Annotated in this window: 18 protein-coding genes; 15 read left to right on the top strand and 3 right to left on the bottom strand. The window is 48.3% G+C overall.

The features are described from left to right. Positions 1-111 precede the first annotated feature (111 nt). Positions 112-753, top strand: a complete 642-nt coding sequence (locus JOC54_RS13345; protein WP_204466714.1) for a TetR/AcrR family transcriptional regulator — start codon at positions 112-114, stop codon at positions 751-753. Positions 754-809: 56 nt separating this feature from the next. Here the strand turns inward: JOC54_RS13345 and JOC54_RS13340 are convergent, their stop codons facing one another. After that, on the bottom strand, positions 810-1,220 hold the full coding sequence (locus JOC54_RS13340) for a GNAT family N-acetyltransferase (protein ID WP_204466713.1): 411 nt from the start codon (positions 1,218-1,220) through the stop codon (positions 810-812). A gap of 288 nt (positions 1,221-1,508) precedes the next feature. On the opposite strand from JOC54_RS13340, the gene JOC54_RS13335 reads away from it, so the two are divergent. The 3 genes from JOC54_RS13335 to JOC54_RS23410 are packed head-to-tail and all read left to right on the top strand — an operon-like array spanning position 1,509 to position 2,639. Then, complete coding sequence (locus tag JOC54_RS13335) at positions 1,509-1,979, top strand: NUDIX hydrolase (RefSeq protein ID WP_204466712.1); 471 nt, start codon at positions 1,509-1,511, stop codon at positions 1,977-1,979. Beyond that, positions 1,969-2,259, top strand: coding sequence for an HAD hydrolase-like protein (locus JOC54_RS23415; RefSeq protein ID WP_367617805.1), 291 nt, complete (start codon positions 1,969-1,971; stop codon positions 2,257-2,259). Before JOC54_RS13335 ends, JOC54_RS23415 begins: the two co-directional genes overlap by 11 nt. Then, positions 2,244-2,639, top strand: coding sequence for an HAD-IA family hydrolase (locus JOC54_RS23410; protein WP_367617804.1), 396 nt, complete (start codon positions 2,244-2,246; stop codon positions 2,637-2,639). Before JOC54_RS23415 ends, JOC54_RS23410 begins: the two co-directional genes overlap by 16 nt. On the opposite strand, the gene JOC54_RS13325 is transcribed toward JOC54_RS23410, so the two are convergent. Continuing rightward, positions 2,622-2,933: a hypothetical protein gene (locus JOC54_RS13325; RefSeq protein WP_204466711.1), complete on the bottom strand. Its 312-nt coding sequence runs from the start codon at positions 2,931-2,933 to the stop codon at positions 2,622-2,624. The two genes, JOC54_RS23410 and JOC54_RS13325, sit on opposite strands and share 18 nt — an antisense overlap. 89 nt (positions 2,934-3,022) lie before the next feature. Between JOC54_RS13325 and JOC54_RS13320 the strand changes: the two genes are divergently transcribed. Next, a complete protein-coding gene (locus JOC54_RS13320) occupies positions 3,023-3,799 on the top strand; it encodes a class I SAM-dependent methyltransferase (RefSeq protein WP_204466710.1) in 777 nt (258 codons plus the stop codon). Positions 3,800-3,832: 33 nt separating this feature from the next. On the opposite strand, the gene JOC54_RS13315 is transcribed toward JOC54_RS13320, so the two are convergent. Further along, on the bottom strand, positions 3,833-4,420 hold the full coding sequence (locus JOC54_RS13315) for a YdhK family protein (protein ID WP_204466709.1): 588 nt from the start codon (positions 4,418-4,420) through the stop codon (positions 3,833-3,835). Positions 4,421-4,544: 124 nt separating this feature from the next. On the opposite strand from JOC54_RS13315, the gene JOC54_RS13310 reads away from it, so the two are divergent. From JOC54_RS13310 to JOC54_RS13265, 10 genes are all read left to right on the top strand, one after another. Beyond that, complete coding sequence (locus tag JOC54_RS13310) at positions 4,545-5,420, top strand: helix-turn-helix domain-containing protein (RefSeq protein WP_204466708.1); 876 nt, start codon at positions 4,545-4,547, stop codon at positions 5,418-5,420. Between the two features lie 82 nt (positions 5,421-5,502). Next, positions 5,503-6,513: an SMI1/KNR4 family protein gene (locus JOC54_RS13305; protein ID WP_204466707.1), complete on the top strand. Its 1,011-nt coding sequence runs from the start codon at positions 5,503-5,505 to the stop codon at positions 6,511-6,513. An 83-nt stretch (positions 6,514-6,596) separates the two neighbouring features. Then, a complete protein-coding gene (locus tag JOC54_RS13300) occupies positions 6,597-7,022 on the top strand; it encodes a DMT family transporter (protein WP_035418680.1) in 426 nt (141 codons plus the stop codon). Positions 7,023-7,034: 12 nt separating this feature from the next. After that, positions 7,035-7,706, top strand: a complete 672-nt coding sequence (locus JOC54_RS13295) for a Crp/Fnr family transcriptional regulator (RefSeq protein ID WP_204466706.1) — start codon at positions 7,035-7,037, stop codon at positions 7,704-7,706. Continuing rightward, the gene (locus JOC54_RS13290) at positions 7,703-8,170 is read left to right on the top strand and encodes a DMT family transporter (RefSeq protein WP_035418681.1); all 468 of its coding nucleotides are present in this window, start codon (positions 7,703-7,705) and stop codon (positions 8,168-8,170) included. The genes JOC54_RS13295 and JOC54_RS13290 overlap by 4 nt, the downstream gene beginning before the upstream one ends. A gap of 28 nt (positions 8,171-8,198) precedes the next feature. Continuing rightward, positions 8,199-8,666 carry a helix-turn-helix transcriptional regulator gene (locus tag JOC54_RS13285; protein WP_035418682.1) on the top strand — a complete coding sequence of 156 codons (468 nt, stop codon included), beginning with the start codon at positions 8,199-8,201 and terminating at the stop codon, positions 8,664-8,666. A gap of 127 nt (positions 8,667-8,793) precedes the next feature. Then, on the top strand, positions 8,794-9,627 hold the full coding sequence (locus tag JOC54_RS13280) for an STAS domain-containing protein (protein ID WP_204466705.1): 834 nt from the start codon (positions 8,794-8,796) through the stop codon (positions 9,625-9,627). A 16-nt stretch (positions 9,628-9,643) separates the two neighbouring features. Next, complete coding sequence (locus JOC54_RS13275; protein ID WP_204466704.1) at positions 9,644-9,850, top strand: hypothetical protein; 207 nt, start codon at positions 9,644-9,646, stop codon at positions 9,848-9,850. Between the two features lie 103 nt (positions 9,851-9,953). Next, entirely contained in the window at positions 9,954-11,063 is a 1,110-nt protein-coding gene (locus tag JOC54_RS13270) for a glycerol dehydrogenase (RefSeq protein ID WP_204466703.1), read from the top strand. A gap of 148 nt (positions 11,064-11,211) precedes the next feature. Continuing rightward, positions 11,212-17,151, top strand: coding sequence for a collagen-like domain-containing protein (locus JOC54_RS13265; RefSeq protein WP_204466702.1), 5,940 nt, complete (start codon positions 11,212-11,214; stop codon positions 17,149-17,151). The last annotated feature ends 95 nt before the right edge of the window (positions 17,152-17,246 follow it).

Here is a 17,246-nt window from a genome sequence, read left to right as displayed (position 1 = left end):
TTTAAAAAAATGATAGTTTAACTATCATAATTTATTATAAGGCAAAATCTATTTTGCTGCAACCGCTTTCTGTTATACACTCAATGTAGTATGTGTTTAGAAGGAGTTTTTATGACGGAACTTGGCAAACGAAAACAGAATAAAAACAAGCGATACAATGGGATTGTCCAGACGGCAGAGGCGCTTTTTCTCGAACGAGGGTTTGATCATGTGCAGATGCAGGATGTTGCAAGCAAGGAACAAATTGGCATTGCGACGCTGTTTCGCTATTTTCCAAAGAAAGACCGTCTAATTGTCGCGGTTGCCTGTCACAACGTTGAAAAGCATATTGAGTCTTTTCGGGCGATTGTAAACAAAAACGAAACGGCATACAGTCGTCTCGTATTAATTTTTAATTTACTTACGATTGATTCAAGCGATACACTCAGTCGAAGCTCTGTCTTCAGAGAAGCGTTTGAAAGCTATGCGTCTATCGCTAAGGAACCGCTTGACTCGATTGGTGACTATATTGATGCGCAGAAAGAGATTGCAGATCTCGTCATGAAGCTGATTGAAGAAGGAAAGTCAGACGGATCGTTTCGCAAGGACTTACCGCTAAAAGAAGCAATTATTACGGCAATTAACAGCTACGGAACGTTTGGCAGCAACATCACTTTTAAATCGCCGATAACGTATTTAGAAGAAGATATTGCTCCGCACAAGCAGCAACAGATGTTAAAGGAAATGTTGCTTGCTTATGTGAAACCGAATTAAGGCGCAAAAAATGAGCTCAGCCACTTGGCTGAGCTAGTTGCGTTGCGTCCATTCCATTAAATATTCCAATTGCTGCATCTGGCATCAATTAGCTCTTCTTTAATCGCAAAGCCATTTTTTATGTAAAAGGAAACGGCCGATGAGTTCTGTTTGTAGACATTTAATTCAAGCTGATCACGAATCGTTTTTGCAAAATCAAGCAGTGCTTGCCCATGCCCGCGCTGTTGTTTGGCGGGATCAATAAATAACGCAGCCAGCTTCTCATCTACAAGCGAAAGAAAGCCGATTAATTCCTCCTCTTGCTCCAGTACATACGTTTCGGAATTCGGGATATACAATTCCCTCATATCGTGCTGACGTTCTTCCCAGAAGAGCGGATCAACAAAGTCATGTGCTTGTACGGATGCACTGTGCCAAATGCCAATAATCGAATCGAGATCACTTGTTTGATAGACGCGGATGGTCATGTCAGACACCTCATTTTTAAGTTTCAATTACCCATTAGCTCGTAAATAAAGCGCGAATGAGCCTTGGAAGAAAGAGTATAGCATAAACAATTAGTTCACCAATGGTGAAAATCCAATCAGTTAGAGGGTGTTTTGTTCTTTTTTTATGCCTTACTGACAAAGGAATCATCTCCTCATTCATTCTATTACAAGAGTATACGGAATAAACCACCGATTGTTTCAAAAAAGTTTTGACTTTTGCTAAAATAAAGGAAGGTTAAAACCTTTTTTAAAAAAGGAGATGGCATAATGACGTATGCAAGAGAGCTCAGAGAACTAGTAGGAACACGTCCGCTTATTTTGCCGGGTGCGGTTGTATTGATTTTGAATGAAGACAAGCATGTTTTACTGCAGCAGCGCTTAGATCGAAGCTGGGGACTACCGGGCGGTTTGATGGAGCTGGGCGAGAGTTTGGAAGAAACGGCACGGAGAGAAGTGAAAGAAGAGACAGGTTTGGAACTTGGAGCTCTTGAGCTAATCGAGGTGTGTGCCGGGAAAGACTTTCACTTAAAGTTAGCTCATGGCGATGAGATTTATTCAGTCACGGTTGTCTATTGTGCGAAGCAAACAAAGGGGGAGATGATCATTGATCAGGTCGAATCTATTGACCTAGCGTACTATCCGCTTGAACAGCTACCTGAAAATCTAACAAGTGGAACAACTGCCTTTATTGAGCCGTATTTGAAAAAAGCAGGATTGGGTGCGAAAAATGACAACTAAAAAAGTAATTATGTTTGATTTAGATGGAACCTTGTCCGATCCGAAAGACGGGATTTTGCGTTCAGTCGATTATGCCCTCAATCAAATGGGCATTCAGCAGGAAGGGGAAGAGCTGTTATCGTTCATTGGACCGCCGTTGCAAGATTCGTTTAAAGACCATTTTTCGTTTACAGAAAACGAAGTACATACAGCAATTAAGTTACTACCGCGAACGCTATCAAGCGCTTGGGGTATGAAAACACGCTTTATCCAGACGTGGAGCTTATGCTTAACACGTTAAAAGAAGTAGGTTATCGCTTAGCGGTTGCTACGTCGAAACCAACCGTCTTCGCGAACGATATTTTAGCTCATTTTAAGCTAGAGACCTATTTTGACTGCGTTGTTGGCAGTGAGCTGGATGGCACTAGAAGCGACAAAGGAGAAGTAATCTCTTACGCGCTATCGCTTTTACAAGTGAAACCAGAGGATGTAGTAATGGTTGGTGATCGTGTTCATGACATTGCCGGGGCGAGAGACTGTGATGTAGACTCCATTGCCGTTTCGTATGGCTACGGCAGCGAAGAGGAACTTGCGGCTGCAGGGGCTACGCACCGGGTAAATGGAGTGAATGAATTGCTAAACTTGTTGGTGAAAGAAAAGCAGTTAAATTCGATCAACTAATGACTGAACCTGGCAAACAAACTTTTTGCTCGTAAAATCATTGATCGTGTTCACTCGTAATAAACCAACTTCAGTAGAATGATCATCCAACAATGTAAACTGATCCGTTGTTCCTTTGACCGGATTGTTTGTACGAATGCCCGGCAAATACTTTTGGATATACGTACACATCGTGCTGTGTATCGTCTCTGCGTCTGAGAGGTCTTCGTCAAAGGTGAATTGAAACGTAAAATTGTATTTAAATGGTGAATGTGATTGAGCATCAAAAAACGAATAGGATAACAAATTCCACACCTAGCTTTCTCTCTGTTCTAGCTTAAGTTTAATATTTATTCCAAATTATGTTAATCAATCATCCATTCATCAAGGGGAGAATTAATTATATGAATCCAACAAAGCACAACGAACAAGCATGGGATAAAAAAGCTGAGGAGGGTTCGAGATATACGAAAAGCGTCAGTTCTGAAGTCATTAAGAGAAGTCGTTCAGGACAGTGGTCGATTTCGGTGACAACGGACAAGCCTGTTCCGAGAGGATGGTTCCCTGAAACACTAGACGGTTTGGAGATCCTCTGTTTAGCATCAGGTGGAGGACAGCAGGCGCCGGTGCTAGCCGCCGCCGGAGCAAACGTGACGGTTACGGATCTATCGAGAAAGCAGCTCGATCAAGATGAAGCGGTTGCGAAGCGAGATGGATTAAAGCTGACAGCGGTCCAAGCGAATATGACAGACTTACGGATGTTTGAAAACGATTCGTTTGATTTAATTGTTCATCCAGTATCAAATTTATTTGTAGACGATGTGCAGCCAGTTTGGCTAGAGGCCGCACGGGTGTTAAAGCGTGGCGGTCAGTTGATTGCTGGTTTTACGAATCCATTGCTGTGGATTTTTGATGACGGTAAGGAGCAGCAAGATATTCTTGACGTGAAGCACCCGATTCCGTCCTCAACACTTGATCGTTTAGCGACGGAGGAAGAGAGGCGTTTATTCGAGCAGACGCACGAAACGATTGAATACGCCCACACGCTTGAATCTCAAATTCAGGGTCAGATAAACGCTGGCTTTGCAATAACAGGATTCTATGAAGATGATTTTGGCGGGACACGAATCCTTGATACATATATCAAAAGCTTTATCGCGACAAAAGCTATTAAAGTGTAAAAAGAGCGGGAAAGTCCCGCTCTTTTTATCTGCTTATTCGCTATCCTCATCGCCGATTGGGGCAAGCTCTGCTTCAGCGACCCATTTATGATTCGTCACTTCTTCACCTGCATTTGTCGTGAAGTCTACCATAAAGACAGTTGTCTCTTCGGCATCAACAATTTCAGCCGTTGCACCGCTCATGCCTTCCATATGGTCAGCATTCAGAACAACTTCGGTTCCTGCTTCAAACGGCGTTTCTCCTGCGTCTTCGATCTCTTCATGTACGACCCATTTGTGGTCTTCAATCTGATCGCCTTCCTCGGTTGTGAAGGAAACGACGTAGGCCGTTGTTTCATAGGCGCCAACGATTGTTGCAATTGCATTTTCCATGCCCGGCATATGTCCATCAACAATCATCGCTTCACTTCCAACGGGATAGGCTGGATTCTCGGCTTCTTCAAGCCCTGCTGGAACGTCACCTGAACCACTGTGATCCATCGGCGCCTCGTCCTCTGCCTCCTCTGTAGCTGGGTCAAGCTCTTCATCCATTGGTGCTTCTTCATCTGTACCTCCGCAGGCAACGAGAGCAAGGCTGGAGAAGAGTGTGAGTGCGAGCAATGTGTGATTGAATTTTTTCATCTGTTGAATCTCCTTTCGCGTTCTACCTATTAGTCTCGCCGAAACCGTCTAGCTTAAAACATCGCAAGTAAGATCAAAAAAGAACGAAAGCATCAGGCTATGATAAAAAAGAAAGGAGGAGCGAATGGACGCTTTTAAGAAAGCATGTATCACCTATATGGAAGCAAATCTCAATCAAGCGATTGAAGCAGAAGACGTCGCGAAGAACAGCGGCTATTCACTGTTTCATTTCCACCGTAAGTTTATGCAGGCCTTTCAATTATCGGCGACGGACTATTTGAAGCGACGTCGCTTGGCCCAAGCCGCCAACTTACTTTTTCATAGCGAGGAACGCATTATCGACATTGCCTTTATAAGTGGCTTCGATAGTCAGGAGGCGTTTACGCGAGCATTTAAAAAAATCTATAAGCTTCCGCCTGGACGTTATCGCAAGTTGCTGCAAACGATTAATCAAGGGGGAAAACGAATTATGAATGCGACACCAATCAAGCACTGGTTTTTGGCCGGGGATAGCCCGCATCTGTATGAAGCTGGACTCGATTCAACCGTAGTTCATCAAGGCAAGCAGGCTGCCTATTTAAGAGGAATGAATGGAAGCAAAGATACGGTTTTTGGAACATTGATGCAGGAAATAAAAGCGGATAATTACCTCGGCAAGCGTGTCCAGCTGCAGGCCTTCATAAAAACGAAGGAGCTCAGCGATTTTGTCGGACTATGGATGCGGGTAGACAATAAAACTGGAGACGTTCTTCAATTTGATAATATGTATGACCGGAAAATAACTGGTGATACGAATTGGAATGTATACACGATCGTACTCGATGTACCGGAAGAAAGCGCAGCAATTTCGTTTGGTTTGTTGATGACAGGAAGAGGCACGGCATGGATGGATAGTCTGTCCTTTCAAGAAGTGAGCACAAAAGTGCCAACGACCCATAACATGGATTTTCAGCTTGATCTAGCCGATCAGCCCCAGAATCTTTCATTCGAAGAAGAATAGTCGCAGAAGATTTTTAAAAGAACTACTTGGAAACGAATGGGATTACAGTCATACTAATAAAAAGACTAAAAAGGGTGATGGTATGGTCATTTGGAATGAGGACAATAGCGGTACGGCTTTTTCAACTTTGACGGATGAGGTGCTTCAGGAGGCGGAGCGACGCTTTGGCGTGCAATTACCAGAAGCTTACGTTGAACTATTAAAGCAGCAAAATGGTGGCTCACTTGAGGCGAATGCTGTTCCGTCTCCATCTGAGAAGATAGAAGAGCCGTACATTGAAGTAACGGAAATCTACGGCATCGGCGAAGATATGGGAATCTACGATACGTCATACTTGATTCAAGAATGGGAACTGCCGGAAAAGATTGTGCTCTTCTCAGGGACTGGTCACGCTTGGCTCGCTTTTGATTACCGAAAAACGTCTGCTAACCCGCCAATTGTTTATATAGAAACGGACGCAGAGACGAAGGTGTACAAGCTTGCCGATGATTTTGCGCAGTTTCTTGGTATGCTTTACATAGAAGAAAGTGAGATTGACGAAGAGTATGATGATTGGAATGAATGGTCAGAGGAGGAATTTGATCAACTTCTATCTGAAGGAACAGATGAAGAAGAATTGTCTGTCGCGCTTTTAAGCGTTAGTCAATCGACCACAGACTACCAATGGCTAGGGCAGGTTTTCTTGCGTTTAAGTCAACACCAACATTCATTTGTACGCAATCAAGTAGCGGAAATCGTCTGGAATGGAGCAGCGCTTTATTTAGAAGAAAGTACGTTGACGATTCTATTAGAACGATTTGAAAAAGATGAAAATCTTGATGTGCGTCAATATGCTGAATCGATTCGCGAAGATTTGAATAGGAGTTATGAAGACTGGGTTCTTAGCCTGGATGATTCAAGTGAATATGTCTCAAGTGCTCTCCTTTACCAAAAGAAAAGCATGCTGCTTGTTTACAAAGAAGAGGGAACTTGGGCGCTGGAGAGGGACGGTGAAATCGTTCATACAAGTCAAACAAAAGAAGAGCTGCTCAATAATGTAACCGTTGATGGCCAACAGCTTAAAGCGATCTGGAGTCAGTTGAAAATAGCTTAAATGGTGCCACAACCTCACAAAAAAGGACATAGGTCCTTTTTTCTTTGGGCACAATGTCTTTTACTATGAGAGGGGTGAGGGAAATAAAAGGAATTCTGTTTGCGTTAATCGCAGGAACATGCATTACGCTACAAGGCGTAATTAATTCGAGAATTAGCCAAGATGTCGGCACGCTACCTGCTATTGCCGTAACGCAGTTTGCTGGTTTTTGTTTGGCTCTAATCATTCTTTTACTCGTCCGGGACGGAAAGCCGGCGCAGTTAAGAAGGGTGAAGCCCCTCTATTTATTTGCGGGGGCATTTGGCGTGTTTATTATCTTTAATGAAGTAACATCGATTCAGCTCATTGGTGTAACGGTGACGATGTCTGTTATCCTTGTTGCGCAAATTGTAATGGCGTTTCTAATTGATGTCCGTGGCTGGTTTGAAATCGAGAAACCTGCATTCGGAGCGCCGCAATTTATCGGAGTAGCCATGATGATCATTGGTGTATTAATCATGCAATTTTAGGAGGGGTGATCGATGATGCGGAAAGAACAGGAACAGATTGAACAATTCTTGCTGGATCATCAGCTTGAGGGGGTTGTTCCAGAACCGTTACAAGCGCAGGCGTCTATCTTACAGCTGAAAAAAGGAGATTCCGTGTGCGTGCAAGGAGAAATAATCGTTCACCTCTATTTACTCGTAAAAGGGCGCATTAAAATATATAAAAACTCCCCTCAAGGGAGGACGCTCATCCTCTGCTACAAAGATCCAGTTGAGGCGATTGGTGACATTGAATACATCCAAAAAAAGCCGGTGATTAATACGGTTGAAGCTGTATCTGACGGAGCGATGCTCTTATTTCCATATGCGGCACTTGATGCCCATGGACGCGAATCGGCAGTCTGGATGCGTTTTTTATTGGAAGTGGTGACGAAGAAGTTTTACATCGATACGGATGTATCTAGCTTTCAGCTGCTACATCCAGTGGAAGCAAGGCTTGCCCGTTATCTACTAGCGGCAACGGAAGAGAAAGTGAAAACGAAGGAGCTTGCGGATGTACTCGGCACGTCCTATCGTCACTTAAATCGGGTCATCAAAAAACTCGAGCAAAAACAGCTAATTTGCCGGGAGCGGGGAATGATTCAAATATACAATCAACAGAGACTTCAGCAATTGGTGGAAGAGCTCGAAGGAGAAGGAAGCAAATGATTGTCGGAATGGTGCTGGCAGCGATGGCTGGTGCTGCGATTAGTTTACAAACCGTTTTTAATAACAAAGTGAATGAGAAAACGGGATCATGGATGACAACGACGCTCGCTTTGGGGATGGGCTTTTTATTTGCGTTTATCCCTGTAGTTATACTGGAACCACAAACTCTTGTCCAGCTGGTTCAAATGGAGACGTGGTACTGGTTTGGTGGCGTCATTGGTGTCGGGGTTGTGTTCTCGCTTGTTCAAGCGATGAAGCGGCTCGGTCCAACATTTACGATATCGGTCGTGCTTGTTGCCCAACTAGGAACCGCGCTCTTGTGGGATTCCACGGGTTGGCTGGGGTTAGAACAAATACCATTAAGTCCTATGAAAGTCTTAGGAATTTTACTCATTCTTGCAGGAGTTTTGCTCTTTTCGTATAAAAAAGAAACGAAGACAACTGGCATACGTAGAGAGGAATAGGAGTAAGCCTAAGAAAGGAGTGGAAAGTATGAACCGTAGCCATGCGATCATTGTTGTGTCTAAAAAACTAAAGCTCATTCGGTTGGAACATGAGCTGACGCAACATCAACTTGCCAATGCGCTTGGTATTTCGAAACGGACAGTTGACCAGATCGAGACAGGGCGGATGCGGGCGGATTGGACCATTGTTGTCGCGGTATGCGCGATATTTCAAGACAGCGAAATCCTAGAGCAGACCTTTGGGGATGACCCTATTGTAATCATTAAACTGTTAGCTGATGAAACAAGTAAAGGGACAAAGTACAAGACGATGGGTGGTAAAGTTTGGTGGAAACTGATCAAAAACTCGGGAAGATTCAGGCTCCAGCAAAATGTCATTAGTCAACATTACCGCATTATTGATGAATCAGATTACCGGTTTCAGAGCACGTTTGATCTAGAGCAAGCGATGGAAATGCTGGAAGAGCTTGGACGTGACCGCGGGAAAAAACACTAAGAACGAATACATACTGTGCCACCATTCGATTATAAAGCAAGAAAATCAATTTATCGCGCTATGCTTACGTCTACTCTATGGTATAGTTACATCATAATAATGAATTTATGTAGCGGGAGAGTCCAGGATGATTGAAACGAGAGAGCAATTAAAGCCAATTCAAGAAAGCATTTTAAATGAGAAAATGACCTTGGCAAACATGCCACCATCACATGAAGGCATGGATGACAACACGCTTATGACGAGACTAAAGCCATGGCGCCACGAGTTAATTGAAGTTTATGCCAATTCGATTTTGACAGGACCAGAGAAATCGAAGGAAGCGATTGAACGTTGGGGTGAAGCAGTCGCCGGGCTTCTGGTGTCATTGGAAATGCCGTTAGATGTAGCGCTGACAGAAATTACGTATTACCGTGATCGAATGGGTGAACTTATTAAGAATGAAGCAGAAGAAAAAGGATTTTCCTTTAAAACACTCTACGCAATACTATCAGAATTTAACGCAGTGGTTGATCAAGCGACGCAAAAGGTAAGTCAGATGTATATGCGGGAATACGCAAATAATATTGAAGTGGCAAAATACGCAATTGATGAGCTATCTGTTCCACTGGTACAGCTCACTGATGATGTTGGTATTATTCCAATCATCGGAGAGATTGATACAAAACGAGCGCAATATCTAATGACAAACGCCCTCGATAAAGGGTCTGATTTCGGACTGAATTATATCATTCTCGATTTATCTGGTGTCAGCGTCATCGACACAATGGTTGCTGCGCAAATTTTTAAAGTAACCGACGCGCTTAAATTAATTGGAATTAAGACAATGATTAGCGGTGTTCGCCCAGAAATTGCTCAGACAATGGTCTCGCTCGGAATTAAAGTAGATATTAAGATTTACAGCACGCTCCGCCAAGCATTCAAGCATTTATCAGATGAAAGTGGCGGTTTAACCATTTAAAGGAAGGGGCACTCATTTGGCGATAAATTCAATTCTTTTGTTTGTTGTTGCTAGTGTCATTGTCATTCTGTGGGTTGTTTTGCTTGTATGGGCAGGACGTAAGATCGTAGATTACGCAAGAGAACAGCGCGATTCAAGAGAGAAAGCAGAGAAAGAGCGTCATGAAATTCTTACCTTACAGCACGAGATTTTAACTGAATTGAAAGAGCGAGATGGGAAATAAGGGTAACCAGTGGGTTGCTCTTTTTTTGTTGATTCTGTCAGGTTTTTTTCACTGTTTTTTGGGTATTGTATACTACATAACCTGAGAATGGACGTGACGATACATGAGTGAAAAGATTTTTATTAGCCCTAGTAAATATGTGCAAGGAAGAGATACAGTTGAAAAAGCAGGCGAATATATCGCTGACCTCGGTAAGAAAGCAATGATCATTGCTGATAAAACGGTCTGGGAAATTGCCGCAAATCGCGTTGCTGATAGCTTGAAGAAGAAAGATATTTCTGTTTTAGAGATTACGTTTGAAGGCGAAGCTTCTGCTAAAGAAATTGAACGGATTTCCAAACAAGCGAATGAGGAAGGAATTGATGTTATTGTTGGTGTCGGTGGTGGAAAAACAATTGATACCGCTAAAGGTGTACGTGATTCTGTTGAAGGAGCGGCATGTGCGGTAATCCCAACAACCGCTTCGACGGATGCGCCAACAAGCGCACTCTCCGTAATCTATTCTGATGAAGGCGTATTTGAGCGCTATCGCTTTTACTCGAAGAACCCTGATCTAGTCTTGCTCGATACAGCGATCATTGCTGGAGCACCACCGCAGTTTCTAGCAGCAGGAATTGCCGATGCCCTTGCAACATGGGTAGAAGCACGTGCAAGTCTGGAAGCCCGTGGAACGACAATGGCCGGTGGACAAGCTACAATAGCTGGACTAGCAATTGCGGAAAAATGTGAGCAAGTGCTGTTTGATTACGCACTGCTTGCGTATGAATCAAATAAACGCAAAGTTGTTTCTTATGCGCTTGAGCAAATTGTAGAAGCAAATACATTGCTCAGTGGACTCGGGTTCGAGAGCGCCGGCCTCGGTCTAGCACACGCCGTTCATAATGGATTTACCGTCCTTGATGGCGATATTCACCATAAGAGCCACGGCGAAAAAGTTGCCTTCGGTATCTTAACACAGCTTGCTTACGAAGCACGGGACCAACAGGAAATTAATCGCTATATCTCGCTATTGCAAAGCCTAGGCTTGCCGACAACGTTTAAAGATCTACACATTGATGATCTTGAACGTGAAGATCTTCTAAGAGTTGCTGAAACCGCACTTCAAGAAGGAGAAAGCAGCCACAATATGCCGACACCGCCAACGGTTGATTCTGTTGTGGACGCAATGATCGCAGCCGATCAGTATTCCCTTTCTTATTTAGAAAGAAAATAAGGTACATGGAACAACTGCATGTTTTACATGCGGTTGTTTTTTTATGTGAGTAGAATAAGAAAATCACTAACCCCGTTAACGATATGTACGCAGACTTCTACCCATGCATAGAATGATAGTACTATGTATGGCACGGGGGATGGATGTGGTGAAGCGTAGGAAACGAACAAATCAAATTTGGTGTAAAACGGATATTCAACATTTTAATCGTACAATGCAGAATGGCGGTGCTAATTTTTCTGCGCCATATGCAACCGGAGCCACGGGAGTAACGGGAGTAACAGGGTCAACAGGCCCAACAGGAGCAACCGGAGCAACGGGAACATCCGGAGTGACCGGGGTAACAGGCCAAACAGGAGTAACGGGAGTAACAGGAGCAACCGGAATCACTGGGGCCACCGGAGCAACAGGAGTAACGGGAGTAACCGGAGCAACAGGAGCCACCGGAGTAACCGGAGTAACAGGCCCAACCGGATTGACCGGAGTCACCGGAGCAACGGGAATCACTGGAGCGACGGGAGCAACAGGAGCAACAGGAGCAACGGGAGTAACCGGAGTAACCGGAGTAACCGGGTCAACAGGAGTAACCGGAGTAACCGGGTCAACAGGAGTAACAGGAGTAACGGGAGTAACCGGAGCGACAGGAGCAACGGGAACAACCGGATTGACCGGAGTAACAGGCCCAACAGGAATAACCGGACCAACAGGAGTAACGGGAGTAACAGGCTCAACCGGAGCAACCGGAGTAACGGGAGCCACCGGAGCAACGGGAGCCACCGGGGCAACAGGAGTAACGGGAACCACCGGAGTGACCGGAGAAACAGGAACCACCGGAGCGACAGGAGTAACGGGAGGGACAGGAGTAACCGGACCAACAGGAGCAACGGGAGCCACCGGGGCAACGGGAGCCACCGGAGTAACGGGAGTAACCGGAGCGACCGGAGTAACAGGTTCAACAGGAGCCACCGGAGCGACAGGTTCAACAGGAACCACCGGAGTAACGGGAACAACCGGAGAGACCGGGGTAACAGGCCCAACGGGAGCAACGGGAGCAACCGGAGCAACAGGAGTAGCCGGAGCAACGGGAGTAACCGGGTCAACCGGAGTAACCGGAACCACGGGAGTAACGGGAGCGACAGGAGTAACCGGAACAACCGGATTGACCGGAGTAACAGGCCAAACGGGAGCCACGGGAGTAACAGGGTCAACAGGAGTAACAGGAGCAACGGGAGTAACCGGGTCAACAGGAGTAACGGGAGAGACCGGGGTAACAGGCCAAACCGGAGCGACCGGAGTAACAGGAGCCACCGGAGCCACGGGAGTAACGGGAGTAACCGGAGCAACCGGAGTAACAGGAGCCACGGGAGTAACGGGAGTAACCGGAGCAACCGGAGTAACAGGAGCAACCGGAGCCACGGGAGTAACGGGAGTAACCGGAGCAACCGGGTCAACTGGAATCACAGGAGCGACAGGAGTAACAGGAACAACCGGAGTAACCGGAGTAACCGGAGTAACCGGAGCAACCGGGTCAACTGGAATCACAGGAGCGACAGGAGTAACAGGAACAACCGGAGTAACCGGAGTAACAGGAGCCACCGGAGTAACGGGAGTAACGGGAGCCACCGGAGCAACGGGAGCAACGGGAGTAACCGGAGCAACGGGAGTAACGGGAGTAACCGGGTCAACTGGAATCACCGGAGCAACGGGAGCAACAGGAGTAACGGGAGTAACGGGAGCAACCGGGTCAACTGGAATCACAGGAGCGACAGGAGTAACAGGAACAACCGGAGTAACAGGTTCAACAGGTTCAACTGGAGCAACAGGAGTAACGGGAGTAACCGGAGCAACGGGAGTAACAGGCTCAACCGGAATGACCGGAGTAACGGGAGCAACAGGGTCAACAGGAGTCACCGGGTCAACAGGCCCAACCGGAGCAATCGGAGCAACCGGAGCAACGGGAGTAACGGGGGTAACAGGCCCAACCGGAGAAACGGGAGTAACGGGAGCAACCGGAGTGACCGGGGTAACAGGCCCAACAGGAGTAACCGGAGTAACCGGAGTAACCGGGTCAACAGGAGTAACCGGTCCAACAGGAGCCACCGGAATAACAGGAGTAACCGGGTTAACAGGAATAACCGGAGCAACGGGAGCCACCGGAGTAACAGGAGTAACCGGGTCAACAGGAATAACAGGAGCCACCGGAGCGACAGGAATAACCGGAGCAACAGGAGCCACCGGAGCAACGGGAGTAACAGGTTCAACCGGAGTGACCGGGGCCACTGGAGCCACAGGAACCACAGGAGTAACCGGAGCCACTGGTCCAACCGGAGTCACTGGTGCAACGGGAGCAACAGGCCCAACGGGAGTAACCGGGTCAACAGGAGTAACCGGAGCAACGGGAGCCACAGGAGTAACGGGAGCAACGGGAATCACAGGAGCGACAGGAGTAACCGGAGCAACAGGAGCCACCGGAGTAACCGGGTCAACGGGAGTAACCGGAGTAACCGGAGCAACGGGAGTAACAGGCTCAACCGGAGAAACCGGGTCAACAGGAGTAACGGGAGCCACTGGTCCAACAGGAGTCACTGGTGCAACGGGAGCAACAGGCCCAACCGGAGTAACAGGCCTAACAGGAATAACAGGAGCAACGGGAATAACAGGAGCGACAGGAATAACCGGAGCAACCGGAGCAACGGGAGTAACGGGAGCCACCGGAGCCACCGGAGCCACAGGGGTCACTGGAGTAACCGGAGCAACCGGAGCAACGGGAATAACAGGAGCGACAGGAGTAACCGGAGCAACAGGAGCAACGGGAGCAACAGGAATAACCGGAGCAACAGGCCCAACGGGAGTAACCGGAGCAACAGGAGCAACAGGCCCAACCGGAGTAACGGGAGCAACGGGAGTAACAGGAGTAACGGGAGCAACAGGAGCAACAGGAGCAACCGGCCCAACGGGAGTAACCGGACCAACAGGAATAACAGGAATAACAGGAGCCACCGGAGGGACAGGAACAACCGGAACAACCGGAACAACCGGCGTAACAGGAGTAACAGGAGTAACAGGAGCAACAGGAGCAACAGGAGTAACAGGAGCAACAGGAGCAACCGGAGCAACGGGAGCCACCGGAGAAACCGGAGCCACCGGAGCAACGGGAGCCACCGGAGTAACGGGAATAACCGGAGAAACCGGAGCCACCGGAGAAACGGGAGTAACCGGGTCAACAGGAATAACCGGAGCAACAGGAGCCACCGGAGAAACGGGAGTAACCGGGTCAACTGGAATAACAGGAATAACAGGAGCCACCGGAGCGACAGGAACAACCGGAGTAACAGGAGAAACCGGAGCCACCGGAGCCACCGGAGAAACCGGACCAACAGGCCCAACGGGAGCAAGCGGAGCAAGCGGAGCCACCGGAGCCGCGGGGGTAACAGGCCCAACCGGAGCCACGGGAGCGACAGGAACCACCGGAGTAACCGGGGTAACAGGCCCAACAGGAGTAACGGGAGTAACGGGAGCAACCGGGTCAACAGGAATCACAGGAGCGACAGGAGTAACAGGTTCAACCGGAGCAACGGGAGTAACCGGAGAAACCGGAGCAACGGGAGCGACAGGAATAACCGGAGTAACCGGAGAAACGGGAGCGACAGGAATAACCGGAGCAACTGGAGCAACGGGAGTAACCGGGTCAACAGGAATAACAGGAATAACAGGAGCCACCGGAGCGACAGGAACAACCGGAGTAACCGGAGTAACCGGACCAACAGGAGCCACCGGAGCAACAGGAGCCACCGGAGTAACCGGAGTAACCGGACCAACAGGAGCAACGGGAGTAACCGGGTCAACAGGAGCAACGGGAGTAACCGGGTCAACCGGAGTGACCGGGGTAACCGGGGCCACTGGAGCCACAGGAACCACAGGAGTAACCGGCGCCACTGGTCCAACAGGAGTCACTGGTGCAACGGGAGTAACTGGTGCAACGGGAGCAACAGGCCCAACGGGAGCAAGCGGAGCCACCGGAGCCACGGGGGTAACAGGCCCAACCGGAGCAACGGGAGCGACAGGAACCACCGGAGTAACCGGGGTAACAGGCCCAACAGGAGTAACGGGAGTAACGGGAGCAACCGGGTCAACAGGAATCACAGGAGCGACAGGAGTAACAGGTTCAACCGGAGCAACGGGAGCAACAGGCCCAACCGGAGTAACAGGCCTAACAGGCCTAACAGGAGCAACGGGAATAACAGGAGCGACAGGAGTAACCGGAGAAAACGGGGTAACCGGAGCAACAGGAGCCACCGGAGAAACCGGGTCAACGGGAGTAACCGGAGTAACCGGAGAAACGGGAGCGACAGGAATAACCGGAGTAACAGGAGCAACGGGAGTAACAGGCTCAACCGGAGAAACCGGGTCAACAGGAGTAACGGGAGCAACGGGAGCCACCGGAGTAACGGGAATAACCGGAGCAACCGGAGCAACAGGAGCCACCGGAGCAACGGGAGAAACCGGGTCAACGGGAGTAACGGGAGCCACAGGAGCCACAGGAGCAACCGGAGTCACCGGAGTCACCGGGTCAACAGGGGTAACCGGGGCCACAGGAGCAACAGGCCCAACGGGAGTAACCGGAGCAACAGGAGCAACAGGCCCAACCGGGTCAACAGGAGTAACCGGTCCAACAGGAGCCACCGGAATAACAGGAGTAACCGGGTTAACAGGAATAACCGGAGCAACGGGAGTAACCGGGTCAACTGGAATAACAGGAATAACAGGAGCCACCGGAGCGACAGGAACAACCGGAGTAACAGGAGTAACCGGACCAACAGGAGCAACGGGAGTAACGGGAGTAACAGGCTCAACCGGAGTGACCGGAGTAACAGGCTCAACGGGAGCAACCGGGTCAACAGGGGTAACCGGAGCCACTGGAACCACAGGAGTAACCGGAGCCACTGGTCCAACAGGAGTCACTGGTGCAACGGGAGCAACAGGCCCAACGGGAGCAAGCGGAGCCACGGGAGTAACGGGGGTAACAGGCCCAACCGGGTCAACGGGAGTAACCGGAGCAACGGGAGCGACAGGAATAACCGGAGTAACGGGAGTAACAGGCTCAACCGGAGCAACCGGGTCAACAGGGGTAACCGGGGCCACTGGTGCAACGGGAGTCACTGGTGCAACGGGAGTAACAGGCCTAACAGGAATAACAGGAGCAACGGGAGTAACGGGAGTAACGGGAGCAACAGGAGCAACAGGAGCAACAGGAGCCACCGGAGTAACCGGGTCAACAGGGGTAACCGGGGCCACAGGAGCAACAGGAGTCACCGGGTCAACAGGCCCAACCGGAGCAACGGGAACAACCGGAGTGACCGGAGCAACGGGAACAACCGGAGTGACCGGGGTAACAGGCCCAACAGGCCCAACGGGAGTAACTGGAGTCACCGGAGCGACAGGAGCGACAGGAGTGATAGGAGCAACAGGCCCAACGGGAGTAACGGGAGTAACCGGAGCAACCGGGTCAACAGGAGCTACGGGAGCCACCGGAGTCACCGGAGTAAGAGGAGCCACTGGAATCACCGGACCAACAGGCCCAACTGGAAGCACAGGACCTTTAGTCTCTCTTTTTGGTTTCTCTGCTGTAAACACCTCTTCCACTATTACTACATCGGGGATACTATCAAGTTGGTCTACGACTGACCCTTTTTATTCTGGTGTTGGATTTGACCCAGTCGCAGGAACGTATACCGTTCCTGCGACTGGTAGATACTCTATTAAATCGATCATAAATTATCGTACGCTTGCAACAATATCTGCTCAGATAGGAGCTGGAGTCAACCCATCTTTCAATATACAGAGAATTTCTCCAAATCCTACAATAATTGCATCTGGATTAATTTCGATTCTCGATGTAAATATTTTATTGCTTTTGACTTTACGAGTTATCTTAGGAAGTGGAGAAGTGACAATTAGTTCAGATGTTTCTCTTACAGCAGGAGATACATTAGGTGTGTTTTACAATTCAAGTGGTTTAAATATTGGTTTAAATATCAGTACTGCTGTACCTGGAGGAACAATCTGGTCAATTCACCGGATAACGTAAAACTGACAGCCCACTCCTCAATAACTGTTTCACTTCCCATAATCGAGGGTAGGAGAAGAGAAACGCATATATGAGGAGGAAGGCCATGGCTTCAT

Origin of the sequence: Shouchella xiaoxiensis, assembly GCF_016907895.1 — a bacterium.
GTDB classification, from domain to species: Bacteria; Bacillota; Bacilli; order Bacillales; family Bacillaceae_D; genus Shouchella; species Shouchella xiaoxiensis.
This window is presented reverse-complemented; position numbering and strand designations above follow the sequence as displayed.

Bases quoted from the DNA above. Each gene is read 5' to 3' on its own strand.
- JOC54_RS13280 (WP_204466705.1), top strand. From the start codon at position 8,794: ATGATTGAAACGAGAGAGCAATTAAAGCCAATTCAAGAAAGCATTTTA.
- JOC54_RS13320 (WP_204466710.1), top strand. From the start codon at position 3,023: ATGAATCCAACAAAGCACAACGAACAAGCATGGGATAAAAAAGCTGAG.
- JOC54_RS13340 (WP_204466713.1), bottom strand. From the start codon at position 1,220: ATGACCATCCGCGTCTATCAAACAAGTGATCTCGATTCGATTATTGGC.
- JOC54_RS13310 (WP_204466708.1), top strand. From the start codon at position 4,545: ATGGACGCTTTTAAGAAAGCATGTATCACCTATATGGAAGCAAATCTC.
- JOC54_RS23410 (WP_367617804.1), top strand. From the start codon at position 2,244: ATGCTTAACACGTTAAAAGAAGTAGGTTATCGCTTAGCGGTTGCTACG.
- JOC54_RS13290 (WP_035418681.1), top strand. From the start codon at position 7,703: ATGATTGTCGGAATGGTGCTGGCAGCGATGGCTGGTGCTGCGATTAGT.
- JOC54_RS13285 (WP_035418682.1), top strand. From the start codon at position 8,199: ATGAACCGTAGCCATGCGATCATTGTTGTGTCTAAAAAACTAAAGCTC.
- JOC54_RS23415 (WP_367617805.1), top strand. From the start codon at position 1,969: ATGACAACTAAAAAAGTAATTATGTTTGATTTAGATGGAACCTTGTCC.
- JOC54_RS13270 (WP_204466703.1), top strand. From the start codon at position 9,954: ATGAGTGAAAAGATTTTTATTAGCCCTAGTAAATATGTGCAAGGAAGA.
- JOC54_RS13315 (WP_204466709.1), bottom strand. From the start codon at position 4,420: ATGAAAAAATTCAATCACACATTGCTCGCACTCACACTCTTCTCCAGC.
- JOC54_RS13335 (WP_204466712.1), top strand. From the start codon at position 1,509: ATGACGTATGCAAGAGAGCTCAGAGAACTAGTAGGAACACGTCCGCTT.
- JOC54_RS13305 (WP_204466707.1), top strand. From the start codon at position 5,503: ATGGTCATTTGGAATGAGGACAATAGCGGTACGGCTTTTTCAACTTTG.
- JOC54_RS13295 (WP_204466706.1), top strand. From the start codon at position 7,035: ATGATGCGGAAAGAACAGGAACAGATTGAACAATTCTTGCTGGATCAT.
- JOC54_RS13345 (WP_204466714.1), top strand. From the start codon at position 112: ATGACGGAACTTGGCAAACGAAAACAGAATAAAAACAAGCGATACAAT.